Genomic DNA, 16,302 nt, shown 5'->3' on the forward strand with positions numbered 1-16,302 from the left:
GAGGTTCACGTCAAGTTGACAATCGACTTCCCAGCACCACGCTAAGTCTTCGTAATTTGATATCGGATTGTTATTTGGTTGTTATTGCCATTTAATTCCGAAAATTCGCACTAAGCCAATCGAGGGGTGAAACAAACGCTTACTGGCAAAAATGTACACCCTAGGCAAAGAATGACGATTAGAAAAAATGTGGCGAGTCTCGCCTATCGATCGTTCATGGAGTTCATTTCGAAGGAATGAATCGCTATAACATTGGCTCTCTCATTATTTGTCTACCTCTCGATCCGATAAGTGAACCCGCGATGGCTTTTTGGCGATCCAAGAAAACAGAATCCACCGAGCCGGCCGGCGTCATTGCCAAAATGGTCTCAGGACTTCAAAAAACACGTCGTACGCTCAATACCGACATCCGTGATTTGTTCAAAAGTCAAGGTCGGCTCGTCGATGATGAGCTTCTTGACGAGTTGTTTTCTAAGTTGATTCGAACGGATATGGGCACGGGCCCCGCCGAGATCATTCGCGACGACGTTGCCCGCCGATTGCGCGGCCGAGTCGTGCAATTGGAAGAGGTGCTCGAAACGATCACCGAGCAAACGCGATCCATGCTAGCGCAAGAGTCGACGGGTTTGCGGTTCGCCGATTCGCCGCCAACGGTCATTCTTGTTGTCGGAGTCAATGGTAGTGGCAAAACGACCTCGATCGGAAAACTGGCCTACCATCTTCATTCAACCGGCAAGAAAGTGGTCTTGGGGGCTGGCGATACGTTCCGAGCCGCAGCGGTAGAACAACTCACCATTTGGGCCGGCCGGATCGGCTGCGACATCGTGAAAGGAAATGAGGGAGCTGATCCCGCATCGGTAGCCTATCAAACGGTTGAACGGGGCGTACAAACGGGTGCCGATGTGGTCATCATCGATACCGCTGGGCGTTTGCAAACACAAACCAACTTGATGCAACAACTCGACAAAATTCGCCGCGTCGTCGACAAAAAGATCGAAGGAGCACCGCACGAAGTCTTGCTCGTACTCGATGCAACCTCGGGCCAAAACGCGATCAGCCAAGCGAAAGGGTTTAGCGAAGCCGCTGGTTGCACCGGAATCATTTTGGCCAAACTCGATGGGTCCGCTAAGGGAGGCGTGATCTTGCCAATCCGTGAGCAGTTCGATTTGCCAGTGAAATTTGTGGGGCTTGGTGAAAGAGTCGAGGACATCGCCTCCTTTGACGCCGACTCCTTCGCCTCTGCCCTTTTCGCCGAGTGAACGACTCTCGGATACCGCTTGACCAACTGTCCGATTGAAAAACAAAAAACGCTTGCAGCAGTCATCCCGGTGTTTCACATTCGCATTGCGGCAACGGTGCCGCAATGTCGCTCAGCTCCACGAGCTGATTGCGTCCATCGATTGGCTCAGACCCACTGTCAATCCCAGGCGGCCGATGTTTTCCGCTCGGAGAGCAGAGCAAAGCAGAGCGTCAATCGCCGCGAAAGAACACAGGTCGCAGCGATAAAGGATGCCGGGTCTCTCGTTGGCCGACTCAACCTGCAAGCGATCTAGCTCCGGCAAAAAGCGTGTTTCACGACTCCACCATCCCACCAAATCCCAATCGCTCTCCTTGCCCTTGGGACTCTCAAGGCTAGATTTCTTTGTGTCACGCAGAACTTGCTGTTCCGCGTGATCCTTTTCCAAGATGGAAGAAGCGTTATCGCCAAAGGACTTAGGCGACGATTACGACGGAGTTTCCAAATAGGTTTAGGATAAGGATAGAAGTCCCATGCGATCCCCCATTCTGTTTACGGTCTTGACGCTTGCTTGCTCGGCTCCTTTTTCCATGTCAGCCCGTGCGGCAAACCAAGACAATGCACCTGAGATCTTTTTTGACCTACCACTCGTAACCGCCGGTTCAGCGTTGGACACAAGCACGTGCGATCAATTGATCGATGTTGAACTTCGCCTGTCGTCAATGATCGTCGCGCCGAAACCTCAGCGGATTGACCAGTGGATTGTTCGTTGCCAACCTCGGCAAGATGGAATTCAAATCGCGGACTATTCACCTCGTACGGAAGTAGCCAGCCGTATTCAAGGTCCGATACAAGTGAAAACGACCGATGAGAAAACGGAATCGTTTGGACTCTCGATCAACGGGACCTATGGCGATCTGGCTAAAGGCAATGCCGGAACCGATCGCGGTAGCAAGCAAGCCGAATGTCTCCAGTACGATCGGATAGCCCCGGTTCACGCCGTCACCGCTTCGGGCACGATCAATCGAGGACGCGGGGTCTATTTCAAATTGAAGTGGACGGAACAACAAGTTTTGGAAGGCGAAAAAGTGTTCCACTTGACCTTGAACGTCCCCGCCACTTGGCGTAGCGGACTGGTCGACGTTTCGGTGATTGCCCAAAGCGAAAAAAAATCGTTCGGCGGTTGGGATCGCGACGTCGTGACACTCGGACGAGCCAATTTTGTTGTTGCCGTCTACCGCGCCGGTGATTCCGAAGCGATGGCCGCTGCTAAAAACTTGGCAGACGCTGAAGACACTCTTCGCCGAACCGTCGCGGCCCATCGACACAGCCAAAACCCTATCACCGGATTAGTCCGAAACGTGACTGAATTGTTTGAGTCGAAACGTCCGATTGATTCGCAGCAGATACTCGAACAGTTGCTCGTTGAAGGAGCGAGTCCGCACGTTGACAAACAACTTCTCGAACTTCCTGTTCAAACACGCGTCGTTGCGCTCGACTACTGTGATGCACGTGAAGCCTTTGTTCGACTTAACCAACCCGAAGAGTCATTGGTGGTTTGTCACTAGTCATGTCATATCATGTCATATCATGTCATGCGGAGTTTTGCGCTAAGAAGGAAGGCGGGGACAATCAATGTAAAGATTGCAAGTCCCCAAATCGGGCCTGCAGCTAGCATGGCAATGGCTGCTGAAAATGGGATGATGGTCAGAATGCCGCTGCGAATCATCATCTGGATTCTCTCAGGCGTTGGTCTGCGAAGACAGCGATAAGCACGTAAAACGATCGGATAGACAATCATTCCAATTAAGAATGGGAAATGCCGAGATGCTGATAGATACCAAGTCTTTTGAATGTCGGGCAGAGCGGTTCTCGGAGCAAACGCTAACACGCCTGCGCCAATCACCATCACCACCAATCCCACTTTCAAATTCGGCGATTGCTCCGCTGCGATATTCGGGCTAGTCGCTTCGTCACGAGCCATCAAGGTGATTCCCATGATGTAGAGTCCTAAACCTAACGCAATCGCAATGATATACTGATCACGAAATGGTTCGCCCGACATGTGCGGTAAGATCAATACGGGCGCAGTACCTAGTAGAAAACTTAGCATCCGGCAAAAACCCATTGTCGACGGTGCCAGCGGTGTATTCTTTAGCGGCCCGTTGTATGCATAGACCGCTGCGGCCAATACAACACTCAAAATCGCAGGCAGCCAAGTCGTTGGATGCGTTTGATTCGGCAACATCCCGCTGAGTGTCCCCAGCAGGATACCGATCGCCAGGAGCGCCCAACCGATCCATCGAGCTCGGATAGAGCAGATATTGCCTGCTGGTAAAGGACGATTCGGACGTTCGACTCGATCGATTTCCAAATCGAAAACATCATTGAGAATCATTCCCGCCCAATAGAATGCCACACCCGCGAGCACGACCAATAGCCACGCCAGCAATGGCTCAGGACCTTGCGAGACCAGCAAAAAGCCGGCACTGACATCCGCGACGACAGTGAAAACATTAGGCAAGCGAACGAGTTGAGCCCAATAAAAAAAAGGCCCATGTTTTCTTTGATCGTCGTTCAAATCGAGATTCCTGTTGGCGTCGTAGACGAGTCTCGCGGTCAATGCCGCTTCAATGTAGTGGATCTTGTCAAAGATCCTGAGCGACGGGGATCTTTAACAAGATCCACTACCGCCCCCATGAAAATTGGGCTGCGGCGGAATACCACGACATCTTAGCAAAAAGAACACTAAGCCCGTAGTCCCTGACTCCTTCGCCAAGCGGTTTTCTGTTTCTCCTTGCCGATTCGGTCCGTGATCGCTTGCCATCTTTCAGCCACGACGGTTAGAGCTTGTTCCGGCGATGCATCGCCGGCGATACAGGCCACAACCTGCTGATCAAGTACCGAATAGTACTCATCCGCTGCAAATAACTGTAACGATGCCGCCGTGACCGGCGTGCGAAGCTGTGTCTCCAACCATTGTTCGTAGGGCGTTCCGGTCTGTGTTTCGACAACCAGCAGGGAAGCGTTCTCCGAACGGACCGGGGTGAAACGGTCGATTTCGCGACGGATCAATTGGCTCCCTTCGCCACCCGACATCCAATTCATCAACCGTTTGGAAGCACTGGTTTGCCGACAATGGCTCGATATCGATGCGATTGGCGAAAAGGGATCGAGCAGCATCTGCTTCCGTTTGGGGTCGCATGGCAAATCGCCAAAGGCGACCTCTCGTGTTGCTTGAGGCTCTTCATTCCAAGCCCCCCCCACGCCACCTGGAAATCCAATTCCGGCTAAGATTTCGCCACTCTGTAAAGCGTTCCAGACTTCGACTGGGGACATGCTGATAGAGTTGTAGCGGCTAGCCGTTTGCTGCATTTGCCTCAACACATCCACATAGGGTTCGGAATCCACCAGCGGCGTAAAGTCATCTCTTGTGAACAACCAGCCCTGATCGATCGAGGCGATGGCACGCCACAAAAACATCGCACCTGCCCAACCAACCGCAAGAGGTTCTGCAGCCTTTCCCGCCAATTCTTTCGCGACCCAGTCGTCGTAATCCCCCCAGGATCCAAGTGTCGGAATCGAACGCGAACTTAACAGGGCTGGCAACGAGGCACCGAGCGGTAGAGCAACGTAGGCGCCTCCAAAACGCGCCGCTCCATTTCGAGGTGCCGAAAAAAACGAACCGTATTCTTCTTGCATCTGCTCAAATGTACGATCGTCGATTGGAACGATCGCTTCGGTTTCGATCAACTCAGCAACCGCCATCATCGGATAAATGATGAGGTCGCATGACAACGCGGCCTCCCGCAGCGTGACGATCCACGGTCGGTCATCGACACGGTCCGCCGAAATGGTCTTGATTTCCAGTGGCTGCTCATCGATAGACATCCATGCACGGCGAATCGTCTCCGCATCGTCGTCGGAACCGACAAGTACCAACTGAATTGGAACGTCGCTCCGAGACTCGCTAACCTCGTCGATTGGATCGGGTTGATCTTTACATCCAACGATCGTCGTTGCAGCACCGATACACGCGTAGGAAAGAAGATCTCGTCGATTGATCGGATGAGAGATTCGAGGGTTGGCCGCCATTCGCAGTCTTTCTAATTCTTTGTCGAAAGGATTCACAGTATTAGAGCCTATACGTCTGTGATGAGAAATCAGTTCGCAGGTGTCTGCCGGCTTAAGGAGTCTGCCATCGGATGTCACCTTTTCGTTGGCGAGCTTCCCATTTTTTGATCGCCTGCGATCTTCTCAGGGCGCTGTCCTGCTCGGGACGATACCCCAACGTTGCTCCACTACTGATCCGTTTCAAATTTTCGAGTGCTAACGCTCGGACAGCCATTGATGGTGAATCGAGATAACCAATTAGCTCCACATCCCCCCCCTCGGCTAACTGTTTCTGAGAATAGCCAACGAGTAATTTGAAGAGGACCGGTGCATTTGCGGAATCCATACGCTGCATCGAGTCATTCACTACTTTCGCTGTCTCGACATCACGATCGATCGCACCCACCAAGGCGGTGTAATGATCGATCCAGTATTGGCGTTGTTCGGCATTGTTGAGGATTCCATCACTGCCGAAATAGACATCAGGTTTTCGGATCGAAAGCAACGTACGAGCTGCCAGGGCACCGACCTCGGCGCGACGAAACATCGTCGCTTCACGCAGCGACAAGTCGACCGCTTGGTCTTCGATCATTAAACTGACCAACGCTTCTCGCGCCGACGCTTCCAGGGAATGATCGTTCGCCGAGACGGGTTGAGTCCAATCAGGAGCCGAATCGACCTGCGACAACTCGCCCTCACTGTCGCCACGCTTGATCCATCGCTCGCCCACCTTCAAGGTTACGGCCTCAGGCTTGGCGAGATTGCCATCCACCGTTAAGATGTCGCTTGATGGCTGGCTTGTTGATGTCAAATCATCTGCCGTTAGCGTCAACGTCCCGTGAGGCACCAAGACTCCAATTGAAAAAATATGGTTGTCTGTGTTCTGCGGATCAAAACCCGGTTGCCGGAAATGAGTAACGCTGAAAGCAGCCAGCGTTTCAATCGTCGGAAAATCCAGCTTCAACTTTGAGTCAGGAAGGACGAGCTCCGCGTCGGCTCCTTTCTTCGTCGCTTCCAACAACATTCGACCTTGCTCGACATGAATAACTGGATCGCCGCCTGCGACCGCTTCCCAGCGTACACGGGCTGGCCCGATGAGTGTCACGGCAATGTTATCAATCGTATCAAGTCGAACTCGAAAAGTCGGTGCGCAAACAACCGTTTGATTGATGAGTATCGAGGTGTCGCGGTCGACTCGCACCGCCGTTCCGTCCTCATCGATTAAAAACAAGAGCCCTGGATCACCCGTGATTTTGGCGACCGCGTCCGCATCGGAAATCCCTGCTTCACGATCCGTTGATTCCGTCTCGACCGGCTCGGTGATATCCACCTCCGGCGAGATTCCATCGCTTTCGCCTTCGCTTTCGCCTTCGCCTTCGCCTTCGCTTTCGCTTTCGCCTGATTCGGCTGATTCGGCTGATTCGGCTGGCGATTCTGTCATCGGCTGAGTATCGCTGCCAGTCGCCTCCTCCTCCACTCCTGAATCCGATGGTCTTCCATTTTCAACAACAATCGGATCCTGTTCGATGGGTTTCAGATCGCGCTCGGACATGCCTTGACTATCCACAGCTGTCTCGGTCGTGACTTCCATTGATGGAGATTGATTCGGATCGCCCAACACGGGTTCTGGTTGCGTTGCTGGATCGGGTTTCGTGCCATCCAGAATTTGAGGTGAAACCGTGTTGCTCTCCGATTTCTCGGGCGACGTTTGCGAGTTGGGCTCCCCAACCGTTCGTTCTTGCACCGAAGGAGAGGTTGGAGCCGGCTTGATCGGCTGGCTAGCAATCTCGGTGTTTTCACCTGCCGTATCGGTCGCAGCAATCTTGTCTCGATCGAGAAAAGTACCAAACACTTGCACCAGGGCGAACAAAAGTGCGGCAGCCAACGCCAAACCCACCAACCACGGTGCAATGCGACTCGTTCGGATGGAACCACCGTAAAGTTGAGCAGCCTCGATCGCCGACTGCGGACGTGCCCCGCGAGCCAAGCGGACGCGTGCTTCAGCGGCCTCATCCAATTGGCGAATGCGTGTCGGAGCATCTGAAACGCCTGAATCGTCAGGCCCAACGGGATCGATCGGTTCGGCCGCCGATGTTGGTTGCGAACCGATGCCAAGATCATCCACACCTGAAACATCGTTCAGGTTGGTATCACCCAGCTCCGTTGCGGGCACTGAAATCGATGCAAAACTGCCAGCCGTCGCAACATCAGCGATATCTCGATCGGGCAGTTCGTAGATTCGCTTACGCAGTTCAGGACTTACCGCTGCCGATTTCCCTAGCACCATCGTCAATATTTGATGACATGCTGCGGCTTCGGCCAGCTGCATATCCGATTCCAAACACGCTCTTTCGATCTCCGAAACCTGCTCGGCAGGCAAAGTGCTGTCGAGAAACTCGCTGATCACGTTCGCCTCTTCGAGCGGACTGACCGCATCGGGTGACGGAGCGGCTAAATCACTGCTCCCCAAATTGTGCCGGATTCGATTCACCAATTGGGCCGCGAAACTGCTCTCGGCAACTTTGTTCCGCAGCGACTCGGCATCCGCCGGGTCGAGTGTGTTGTCTAAATAGGCTAGCAACGTTCGTAGGGTTAGTCGCATGATCGAGATTTTTCTGATTTCAAAAGTAGGACTTGTTTCGGTTTACACCCTATTGGTGACACACCGCGTCCAAACCCGTACAAAAAAAATGAAAAATAATCCCGTTTGTGTAGCGAGGCAGGCGGGATCGTGGGAGCGGACTTTCCTGCCAACATTTACCAAGACATGCCATTTTTTTCTCTGATTGAGAGCGTTCTTGGCTGATTTTTTCGCGTTCTAGGTTATAAATAGCTAGACAGGAACGCCATGCATCACGCACAGAATCGAACCAGCCAACACAAGAAACAATCTCAAGTGAACCGCTTGCCGCTGCGCCCATGTCGGCTCGCCTTTACCTTGGTCGAGTTGTTGGTCGTTATTGCGATTATCGGTATCTTGGTAGCACTGTTACTCCCTGCGGTTCAGGCTGCTCGCGAGGCGGCGCGGCGAGTCCAGTGCCAAAACAATTTGAAGCAGATCGCACTGGCGATGCACAACTACGAATCGGCATACCGAACGCTGCCCTGGGGTGCAAAAGGTGGGCATGGATATAGTTGGACGACCGACATTTTGCCTTTCGCCGAACAAACCGCTGCCTGGGAAATGGTGCCGCCTGCGACCAACGCGAAGTTGACTTTAGAGGATCGCGAACGTTTGGTCGAGTTGGCGACGACGCTGATTCCGATGTATCGATGCCCGACCGAGCCAGGGCCGATGTACCTGAGTGACGACAATAACTTAGCGATCGGCGGCGGCGCGGTCGCACGGGCGATGAACAGCTATTTGGGAAACTCGGGAAGCGACGTCACGCGAGACAAGTATTCGCCACTGGTACCGGCGTCTCCGCCGCTGGCAATCGGAATGGAAGCAGGCAATGGCGTTTTACGTGTCGGTCAATTTGAGCGTCATCCCACCGACCCGCCCGATGCGCCGCCCGCATTGCCTTGGCCTCGAGCGATACCGTTTTCTGGGATTTTGGATGGGCTGAGCCAAACGGTAATGGTGGCGGAAACACGTTTTATTGATGACGTTCGCTGTAACACTTGCAGCCACTTTGCACTCTATCATCCCAATTTTGGTAAAGGCAAAGGCAAAGGAGACGATTTTTCCGAGGCCCTGCTATCGCTTCATTGGGGGATCAATCTGCAGCAGGCAAACAACGAACAATTGGAGATTTCTGCGGGCAGCTATCATGCCGGCGGAGTCCACACCGCGTTTTGCGATGGTTCGGTTCGCTTTCTAAGCGAGAGTCTCGATGAGCCAATTCGTCAAGCGATCGGGTCCCGGGCCGGTCGCGAGGTGGTCGATGCCTCGTTTTAACTCTAGCCCCGTTTTTCGATCGGAACGAATTGCCGCTCGGTAGAACCCGTATAGATTTGGCGAGGACGATTGATTCGCGTCGCCTCATTGTTGTGCATCTCGATCCAATGCGAGATCCAACCGGGCAATCGTCCAATCGCGAACAAGACCGTAAACATCTGGACGGGAATCCCCAGTGCTCGGTAAATAACGCCTGAATAGAAATCGACGTTCGGGTATAACTTCTTTTCGATAAAGTAGTCGTCGCGGAGTGCCACATCGGCTAGCTCTTGGGCGACTTCGAACAAGGGATCATCAAGGTTTAATTTTTCGAGCAACTTATCGCAACTTGCTTTGATGATTGTTGCCCTTGGATCAAAGTTCTTGTACACGCGGTGCCCGAACCCCATCAATCGGTAGTCGTCATCTTTGTCTTTCGCTCGTTCAATATACTTTTTGACATTTCCACCATCTTGGACAATTTGATCGAGCATGTTGACGCAAGCTTCATTCGCTCCGCCATGAAGTGGTCCCCAAAGCGCGCTAATGCCAGCGGAAATTGCAGCGAATAGGTTGGTGTTACTACTGCCGACCATGCGGACGGTCGAGGTGCTGCAATTTTGCTCGTGATCGGCGTGAACGATCAACAGCAACCTCAACGCCTCGGCAAAATCAGGATCGACTTCGTATTCGCAGGTAGGCGTTGCGAACATCATGTGCAAAAAGTTCTCACAATAGGTCAAATTATTGTCTGGATACATGAACGGTTGCCCCACCGATTTTTTGTAACTGTAGGCTGCAATCGTTGGCAGTTTCGCCAGGAGTCGATAGAGAGAAATTTCAACTTGCTTCGGATCGTTTGGATCGAGCGAATCTTGGTAAAACATCGCCAGCGCACCGACGACGCTACTGAGGATCGACATCGGGTGGGCGTGATGTGGAAACCCATTGTAAAAGCTCTTCATGTCCTCATGGATCATCGTATGATCGCGTATCCCGGCGCGAAACGATGCTGCTTCGTGCCGTGTCGGCAATTCGCCGTAGATCAATAGAAAAGCGGTTTCAATAAAATCACAGTTGGCTGCCAATTGCTCGATCGGATAACCGCGATATCGCAGAATTCCTTTTTCACCATCTAAAAAAGTGATCGCACTGCGGGTGCTTCCCGTATTTACAAATCCTTCATCGAGCGTAATCAGTTTGGTTTTTGCTCTTAGTTGACTGATATCGATCCCGCGTTCGCCCTCGCTCCCTTCAACAACCGGCATCGCCAATTCTTGGTCTTCGAAGACGAGTTTCGCGTTACCCTTGGATTCAACCTCTAATTTGGCGGCAATAGACAAGGCGTTTTTCATGATGATTCCGGTTCGATCGGTTAATGGATAATCAGACTCTGTTACTTACTCGCGTGGCACGGTTACTCGCGTGTGGCACGGTAACTCGCGTGTGGCACGGTAACTTGTTGCTCCGCGGCACGGTAACTTGCGTGGCACGGTAACTTGCGTGGCACGGTTGCTCGCGTGGCACTGTCTGAAAGGTAGCGGAAGTCGTCGAGACTTTCGGCCGCCGGGAGCCTTGCCGGAAAAACAGAAAGTCTCCATGACTTTTGCGACGGTAGTACCGCTGTACAAGGTGTACAAGGGTTTTCAGACGGAGCCTACTGGCTAGGCCACCTAGTGTAGTGTTGTGTCCACAAACCGACAATCACACCACTCGCTTTGCCAGTCCAAAATTGAGGGTACCCGAAAAGGCTCAACCTTGTGTACGCGAAAAGGATGCCGGATGAAAGTCATGACGCCACCCACAAAAGCCAAAACCTAGAACTCGATCAACCGACTCTTTGGTCCTTGTTTTTTTGTCGGCGAATACGCATCGAATCGATTTTTCGATTACTGGCTTTCAAAATTTCAATTTCGGATTCACCAAGTGTCAAACGATGTCCCGCCTCGGGAATCGCGCCTGTGTGAAACAATACATAACCCGCAATCGTTTCGTAATCGTCGCTCTCTGGCAAATCCCAACCGACCAGATCGTTCAAGTCGTCAATCATCAATCGACCATCGACTTCGACCGTATCGTCATCAATTACTTGCAGACCGATCTCTTCGTCCTCATCCGATTCGTCGACGATCTCGCCGACAATTTCCTCGAGTGCATCTTCGATGGTAACGACGCCCGTGGTTTGTTGAAACTCATCGAGGACAATCGCCATGTGACTGCGGCTATGAAGAAATTCGCGAAGCAAGATTTCGACCGACCGATCAACCGGAACGATCCAACTGCGACGCATGATTTTTGAAATGGGTTTATCCGGTTCGCCATCCTTCTGCAGATACGGAAGTAGATCCTTTACGTACAAAATGCCGACCACGTTGTCGAGCGTTCCCTCGTAGACGGGCAACCGAGTTCGGCCTGCCTCGACAATCGTTTCGAGGATCTGTTCCCAGCTCCAGGACACATCCAACGCGTCGACGTCACCGCGAGGCGTCATGATGTGGCCGACTGTATCTTCATGAAGGGTCATCACTCCTTGGATCATTTCACGAACCCCCGGACCGAAATATCCTTCACGTTCGCCCGCCGTAACGATCGTGCGAATTTCATCCTCGAGTTGCTCTTGATCTTCGTCTTCATGCTCTTGCTTCCCAGCCAATCGACGCGTAATGATCTCAACAAGCTCACCGGGTGCCGACAACGGGTGCATCAGCACCGACAGTCCGTGCCAAAATGGCCAGGTGTGGTAAAGCACCTGCGTCGATGCGAAGCGGGTGACTGCGGCAGGAAACCAGACATGAATCAGCATCATCGAAATGCCTGCGCCAAATGCCCAAGTGGCAAGTTGACTGGCATTCGGGTCGCCGTCGTTTGCAAACAGGCCAGCCGTGCCGGCGATTAGAAATAGCGTTGTGCCAATCATCCGCAAATACTCGCTACCGCGGATCGCAGCATCTTGATGATCGATGACCGCACCGAATCGATCGCGATTCTTGTTGAGCCGGCAATAAGCTTCGAGTGATCGGCCTGCAAACCGATCGAGCAATTCGCCACCAAGGCCACCTATACTGCTGATGGCAAAACCGGTTGCTGACAAAATCCACCAAAAAACCCAGTCGGTCACTTTTTCACCTCAGACCGATCCGTCGTCGCTTGCCCCGAGTCCGGCTCATGTGAATTCGATTCACCTGCGTGGGCGTCGACAGCGTCGGGACCAACCGCGTCCGTCATTTCGATGCCCAGCTTTCGCATGACACCGATTTCGGCAGCTCGCATCGAACGGCGACCTTGCGGAGCTTGGTCATCCATTCCTGTCAAATGCAAGGTTCCATGGACGACATAAAGAAGCAGCTCATGCTCGGCTGGCCACGCCAATTCCTCGGCAGCTCGTTGTGCCGTCTCCAAGCTAACGGCCAATTCACCTTCGATTCTTGGTGCATCCGCAAAGTAGCCAAAACTAATCACGTCGGTTTCATAGTCGTGTCCAAGGTGTACTCGATTGATCAAACGTATCTCGTTGTCATTGGTGATGCGGATTCCCACTTCACCGAATGCGAAGCCACGATAATCGAGTGCCGCAGCGGCAGCACGTTGAATGGAATCGTACCAATGTAACTCGGGTAAGGGGGCGTCGGCAATGATCTCGATCGACAATCGATCGTTTCTATGCGGATTGTTGTCCAGGATATTTGACACGTGCGTGATAGATCGCGGTAAGGGATTTGACTAGACTCGCTCGGATACGGTCGAGTTGGCGAAACGTTAGTCCACATTCATCGAATTGGCCATCGGCCATCTTCTTTTGAGCAATCGCGTCAACCAAACCTTGAATCCGTGAAGGCGTTGGGTCGACCAACGTACGCGAGGCACTCTCGACCGTATCGGCCAACATCATGACCGCCGCTTCGAGCGTTTGCGGTTTTGGTCCAGGGTATCGAAAGTCTTTGTCGCTAACGGTATCGCCATTGGGATCTTCTTCACTACGCCGAGCCGCTTCACGGTAAAAGTACTCGACCAATGTCGTTCCATGATGCTGCATGATGAAGTCAATGATCGACTGCGGCAAATGATGACTTCTAGCAAGGTCGGCACCATCCTTGACATGAGCGATAATCACGAGCGTGCTCATTGCAGGCTGAAGCGAATCGTGTTGATTGATTCCGGAGCTTTGGTTCTCGATGAAATAGTCCGGTTTGAACATTTTTCCAATGTCATGGAAATACGCGCCCACCCGAACGAGCAGGCCGTTGGCACCAATCGCATCGGCTGCTGCCTCCGCAATCGACGCGACGTTGATCGAGTGGTTGTAGGTCCCCGGTGCACGTTGAGCCAGACGCCTTAGTAGCGGATGGCTTGCATCGCCAAGTTCCAATAGACTTAAATCGGTTTGCACGCCGAAAGCTTTCTCCACGAGTGGCAGCAATCCGGTCATCGACGCAGCCGACACCAGGATACAGAACCCTGCCCAAAGCGCTTCGCGGCATAGCCCTCCGACCACCGATCCAAAATAGGGCCCATTGTAAAATGGTGTCGATTCCGCTGCCTCGTCGACGTTCGATAACGTTTCCGCGGTGACGACGCCGACACCGACAACGGTAATCGCCGTGATCGCGGCTGAGATGGCTCCGACATATAGCAAATGAGTGCGAGTGCGAATGCGTCCCAACAACAACATACAGCTGGTACTGGCGGCCAACAACATCACCAATTCCGATATCGACGCGCCTAAAAACAAGGTGACACTCAAACAAACCGCTGCCATCAACAATAACGCCAACTCTCGCCCGTAAACGACTGCAGCAACCGTCGACGCCAATACCAACGGGATCAGCTCGCTACGCCACTCATCGCGAGCGGCGTAGTAGCAAAGGACGACCGTGGCCACGATCAAAACCAACATCTTGGCAAACTTTGCACGATCGAGTAGCAGCGATCGATCTTCAACAAAGAAGATGTACGAACCACAAAGAAGATAGAGGGCGCACATCATTCCTCCATAGGCGGTAAAGCGAGCCAACTTGTCTCGCCATCCCATCCGGCTGGCAAATTCTCGCTCTTCCATTCTCAGCAAAGCAATCTCTTTGCCCGTCAGCGGCTCGCCAGCGGTGGCCAGTTTCGAATCGCCAGCATAATAGGTTGTCATCACCGGTTCGACTCGTGCAGCGGCGGCCAAGCGTGCTTGCTCACTCAATTCGTCGTCGTATTGAAGCGTTTCGTATTCGGGCAATCGGTTGACAAACCATTGGCCGATCATCCGCGCGGCCACTTGATCCTGGTCCAAATCAAAGCGAGACCGAAAGTACTCTTGCAAAAGACTTTGAAATTCACTGCTCGCTTGGGCAATCCGCACCTTGCTTGCTTCGACTGGCACGGCTTCGTCCGGCAATCCCGCCGGGTAGACCATGATAATCCGCTGGTTCCCCTGATCCGGTTTATGCTGCATCGACCGCAGCAGGCCATGGTCATAGATCGGCTTCATCGCCATCGCGACCGCTTCGTCGACCTTGATCAGCTCAGGATCGGTGGCCAAGACCGATTTTAGAATTGCAAACTGTTGCTCTGGAGCGACCTTGACGCTATCGGTTTCCTCCATCTCATCGTCCGCGACGGCTTGCTCTTTGCTGCGGAGAAACTCCTCGAACGCTTTGCGTTCATCGTCGTTCATCTGTTCGTAGGATTGAGCACCGAGAGTCAAGAAGAGCTGGTCTTTTAGAATCGCTCTCAATTGGTCGAGCGGTTTGGTGCGATTGCGATACAACACCGGTTCTTCACGCCGCTTTTGGCGGCGCAGTGCGTCGGTCTCAAATTCATCGGGAACCTGAAACGTGACTCGTGTGATCAAGTCGCGTTTCAAAATGCTCCCCTTGCGATAGGCAAATGGCAACTGCCAAGCTTGGCAAAGCACCAACATCAAAACGGCAGCCGCCACCGCCATCGCGATTCGCAGCAAGAAATCGGACTTGTCACTCCGCTGCCACCACTGGACGAATCGCGGTTTGGGGATTCCAAGCGATTCGATGCGTTCTTGGCGGGTTCGTTTTTTCGTTGACGTGCTCATCGCTTTGATATGCTACTCATGTGGATGAGTATCATACGCATTGACGATCCTTTGGACTAATTTGTGACGAACGATATCGGTCTCGCGCAGCCGCACCGACCCGATCCCTTCTATTTTGCCTAGCCGACGCATCGCATCGCTTAGACCGCTGGTAATGCCTTTGGGCAAATCTTGCTGTGAGGTGTCGCCGCTAACGACCATTTTACTCTGCTCGCCCATTCGGGTTAAAAACATTTTCATTTGTGCAACGGTCGTGTTTTGAGCTTCGTCTAAAATAATGAACGCATCGTTAAGCGTCCTACCACGCATGTAGGCAAGTGGGATGACTTCAATGACGTCCTGTTCCATCAAGGCACGCGATTGATCATAGTCAATCATCTCGCCGAGTGCATCCATCAAGGGACGCAGATAAGGGTTTAGTTTTGCACGTAGATCCCCAGGGAGGAAGCCCAGGCTTTCGCCCGCTTCCACGGCAGGCCGCACGAGCACGATTTTGCGAACCAAACCAGCCCGCAACGCTTCGACTGCCATCGCGACCGCCAAGTAGGTTTTTCCACAACCGGCTGGGCCCGCAGCGAAGGTCAAGTCGTATTGCCGGATCGTGTCGACGTAAACCGCCTGCCCCGGCGTACGAGGCTTGATTTGTCGCCCTGCATGCTGGATATCAATCGCTTCCGCTTTGACGCGGGGCGCCGCACCATCGATGACTCCGCCATGCTCGGAGGCCGCTCCATCGACGTCATCGCTGCTCAATCCGCCTTTTTTTCGAGAAATTTGCCGCATTCGCTCCAATGTCCGCGTTGCGTTCTGAACACGCTCCTCTTCGCCCGCGATTCGGATTTGACCATCACGCTGCGTGATGCTGACATCGAACAGCCGTTTTAGCTTTCGCAAATGTTGGTCGCGAGGCCCAAAAAGAGCCAAGATTTCGTCCGCATTAGCAATCGCCAATGTCGCTTCGGTCATTCAAAAACCTTTGTTTGTATTCTTTCCATCGCTTGCTTTACCGAAAAGAGTTTC

The 16,302-nt window shown here is 52.9% G+C and carries 12 protein-coding genes; 4 read left to right on the top strand and 8 right to left on the bottom strand.

Translation table 11 applies throughout. The features are described 5' to 3' along the window. The first annotated feature begins 302 nt into the window (after window positions 1–302). From ftsY to Q31b_RS14670, 3 genes are all read left to right on the top strand, one after another. The gene (ftsY, locus tag Q31b_RS14660) at window positions 303–1,259 is read left to right on the top strand and encodes a signal recognition particle-docking protein FtsY (protein ID WP_146600496.1); all 957 of its coding nucleotides are present in this window, start codon (window positions 303–305) and stop codon (window positions 1,257–1,259) included. An 18-nt stretch (window positions 1,260–1,277) separates the two neighbouring features. Continuing rightward, the gene (locus Q31b_RS14665; RefSeq protein WP_146600402.1) at window positions 1,278–1,553 is read left to right on the top strand and encodes a hypothetical protein; all 276 of its coding nucleotides are present in this window, start codon (window positions 1,278–1,280) and stop codon (window positions 1,551–1,553) included. A gap of 217 nt (window positions 1,554–1,770) precedes the next feature. Further along, window positions 1,771–2,805 (top strand): hypothetical protein, encoded by a 1,035-nt coding sequence (locus Q31b_RS14670; protein WP_146600403.1) that lies wholly within the window; start codon window positions 1,771–1,773, stop codon window positions 2,803–2,805. A 20-nt stretch (window positions 2,806–2,825) separates the two neighbouring features. Here Q31b_RS14670 and Q31b_RS14675 read toward each other — a convergent pair whose 3' ends face one another. The 3 genes from Q31b_RS14675 to Q31b_RS14685 all read right to left on the bottom strand — a co-directional run bounded on the left by Q31b_RS14675 (window position 2,826) and on the right by Q31b_RS14685 (window position 7,952). Further along, window positions 2,826–3,860 carry a UbiA family prenyltransferase gene (locus Q31b_RS14675; RefSeq protein WP_197171544.1) on the bottom strand — a complete coding sequence of 345 codons (1,035 nt, stop codon included), beginning with the start codon at window positions 3,858–3,860 and terminating at the stop codon, window positions 2,826–2,828. 125 nt (window positions 3,861–3,985) lie between these two features. Further along, entirely contained in the window at window positions 3,986–5,332 is a 1,347-nt protein-coding gene (locus Q31b_RS14680) for a hypothetical protein (protein WP_231617582.1), read from the bottom strand. Window positions 5,333–5,423: 91 nt separating this feature from the next. Then, on the bottom strand, window positions 5,424–7,952 hold the full coding sequence (locus Q31b_RS14685) for a hypothetical protein (RefSeq protein ID WP_146600406.1): 2,529 nt from the start codon (window positions 7,950–7,952) through the stop codon (window positions 5,424–5,426). Window positions 7,953–8,198: 246 nt separating this feature from the next. Between Q31b_RS14685 and Q31b_RS14690 the strand changes: the two genes are divergently transcribed. Next, window positions 8,199–9,251, top strand: a complete 1,053-nt coding sequence (locus Q31b_RS14690) for a DUF1559 domain-containing protein (RefSeq protein ID WP_146600407.1) — start codon at window positions 8,199–8,201, stop codon at window positions 9,249–9,251. Window positions 9,252–9,253: 2 nt separating this feature from the next. Here the strand turns inward: Q31b_RS14690 and Q31b_RS14695 are convergent, their stop codons facing one another. The 5 genes from Q31b_RS14695 to Q31b_RS14715 form a co-directional block, all read right to left on the bottom strand. Continuing rightward, on the bottom strand, window positions 9,254–10,585 hold the full coding sequence (locus Q31b_RS14695) for a citrate synthase (protein ID WP_146600408.1): 1,332 nt from the start codon (window positions 10,583–10,585) through the stop codon (window positions 9,254–9,256). Between the two features lie 473 nt (window positions 10,586–11,058). Further along, the gene (locus Q31b_RS14700; RefSeq protein WP_146600409.1) at window positions 11,059–12,348 is read right to left on the bottom strand and encodes a hemolysin family protein; all 1,290 of its coding nucleotides are present in this window, start codon (window positions 12,346–12,348) and stop codon (window positions 11,059–11,061) included. Further along, window positions 12,345–12,920: an rRNA maturation RNase YbeY gene (gene ybeY / locus Q31b_RS14705; RefSeq protein ID WP_197171546.1), complete on the bottom strand. Its 576-nt coding sequence runs from the start codon at window positions 12,918–12,920 to the stop codon at window positions 12,345–12,347. Before ybeY ends, Q31b_RS14700 begins: the two co-directional genes overlap by 4 nt. Then, complete coding sequence (locus Q31b_RS14710) at window positions 12,889–15,282, bottom strand: HD family phosphohydrolase (RefSeq protein ID WP_146600411.1); 2,394 nt, start codon at window positions 15,280–15,282, stop codon at window positions 12,889–12,891. Before Q31b_RS14710 ends, ybeY begins: the two co-directional genes overlap by 32 nt. Before the next feature lie 12 nt (window positions 15,283–15,294). Beyond that, the gene (locus tag Q31b_RS14715; RefSeq protein ID WP_146600412.1) at window positions 15,295–16,248 is read right to left on the bottom strand and encodes a PhoH family protein; all 954 of its coding nucleotides are present in this window, start codon (window positions 16,246–16,248) and stop codon (window positions 15,295–15,297) included. Window positions 16,249–16,302: the final 54 nt, after the last annotated feature.

It is taken from the genome of Novipirellula aureliae (assembly GCF_007860185.1).
Classification (GTDB): domain Bacteria; phylum Planctomycetota; class Planctomycetia; order Pirellulales; family Pirellulaceae; genus Novipirellula_A; species Novipirellula_A aureliae.

Excerpts from the sequence above, each read along its gene's own strand:
- ftsY (WP_146600496.1), top strand. The coding sequence starts at position 303 with ATGGCTTTTTGGCGATCCAAGAAAACAGAATCCACCGAGCCGGCCGGC.
- Q31b_RS14670 (WP_146600403.1), top strand. The coding sequence starts at position 1,771 with ATGCGATCCCCCATTCTGTTTACGGTCTTGACGCTTGCTTGCTCGGCT.
- Q31b_RS14680 (WP_231617582.1), bottom strand. The coding sequence starts at position 5,332 with ATGGCGGCCAACCCTCGAATCTCTCATCCGATCAATCGACGAGATCTT.
- Q31b_RS14685 (WP_146600406.1), bottom strand. The coding sequence starts at position 7,952 with ATGCGACTAACCCTACGAACGTTGCTAGCCTATTTAGACAACACACTC.
- Q31b_RS14690 (WP_146600407.1), top strand. The coding sequence starts at position 8,199 with ATGCATCACGCACAGAATCGAACCAGCCAACACAAGAAACAATCTCAA.
- Q31b_RS14695 (WP_146600408.1), bottom strand. The coding sequence starts at position 10,585 with ATGAAAAACGCCTTGTCTATTGCCGCCAAATTAGAGGTTGAATCCAAG.
- Q31b_RS14710 (WP_146600411.1), bottom strand. The coding sequence starts at position 15,282 with ATGAGCACGTCAACGAAAAAACGAACCCGCCAAGAACGCATCGAATCG.
- Q31b_RS14715 (WP_146600412.1), bottom strand. The coding sequence starts at position 16,248 with ATGACCGAAGCGACATTGGCGATTGCTAATGCGGACGAAATCTTGGCT.